1 protein-coding gene is annotated in these 1,323 nt (G+C 59.1%); it reads left to right on the plus strand.

The window, feature by feature from the left end; genetic code table 11:
* Positions 1 to 2 precede the first annotated feature (2 nt).
* Complete coding sequence (locus AC1DWI_RS23440) at positions 3 to 1,220, plus strand: ABC transporter substrate-binding protein (protein ID WP_477725949.1); 1,218 nt, start codon at positions 3 to 5, stop codon at positions 1,218 to 1,220.
* The last annotated feature ends 103 nt before the right edge of the window (positions 1,221 to 1,323 follow it).

Here is a 1,323-nt window from a genome sequence, read left to right on the forward strand (position 1 = left end):
CCGTGGGGCTGGATTCACTATCTACAGCCTCAGGCTTGACAGGTGAAAGCGTTGCACGTGCGAGTTGGACCGCGTTAAGGAAACTGGAAATGAGAACTGGTCAGTTGATTGCCCGCTTGGCGGGCCTGGTTATCGCAAGCGGTATAGCGTCGTCCATACTGGCCGCGCAGCTTGTAGTCGGTCAGGTGGCGCCGTTGACCGGTATTGACGCGAGCCAGGGCCGCGCCTATGCAGCTGGAATGCAGTTGCATTTCAACGCCGTGAACAAGGCGGGCGGGGTCAACGGAAACACCTTCATCCTGGCGCGCCGCGACGACGCTGGACGTCCCGATGAAACACTCACCCAAACGCGCGCGCTTCTGGCCGAGGACAAGCCCGTGGTGCTTGCCGGCTATTTTGGAAGCCGCAATATCGCCCAGCTGGTTAGCGCGGGCGTATTTGAGCGCGAGCACATCGTGCTGGTCGGCTTCCGCGCGACCGAACTGAATCTGGACGTTCCGCAACTTTATGGCGTGCGTGCCACATTGCGGGACGAACTTGCAAGAATCACGGCGCATCTGGCGACAGTCGGAATCACCAGGCTTGGCTTGTTTTACGAAAACGGCCCCGGTGCTGCGCCACTCATCGCCGCCGCACAGGAAGCAGCGGCGAATGCCAAGGCCAGGATCGTGCAAAYGGCGGGTTATGACGCTGGGACCAGCCGCGTGACTGCCGCCGCTGACGCCATGCTGCAAGCCTCGCCGCAGGCGATCATCATGATTGCAAGTGGAGGCGCAGCTTCCGGTTTTATTGAGAAATACCGCTCGGCCGGAGGAACGGCTCAGCTGTTTGCACACTCGGGTGCGGACATTGAGCAGATGGCGAAACGGCTTTCTGACGAGCAAATGCAAGGCATCGCGATCGCCCAGGTTACGCCCAGCCCCTACAAACTGACAAATCGGCTTTCCAAGGAGTTCAACGACATCGCGGCAACGGCCGGCGCGCAGGATGTTCCGATCAGCTACGCAATGATGGAAGGCTTCATCGCGGCCAAGGTGATTGTTGAAGCGGCCCGGCGGCAAGGCTCGCGTGTGACCCGTGAAGGTTTTGCTTCCGCTCTGGATGGACTGGACAGCTTTGACCTGGGAGGATATGTCATCGGATTTCGTCCGGGGATGCGCAATGGTTCGCGCTTCGTGGAGATGACGATCGTCAGCGGGAATGGAAGAATCCGGCAATAGAAAAGCAAGGCCGATACCGCTGCTTTGCGCCACTCACCCAATCTTGAGGACGCAGTCAAAGAACAAGGGCCGGAAAAGAGAAAAGGGTTAGCAGATACTTACC

This window comes from Polaromonas sp. P3_C2, assembly GCF_056402675.1.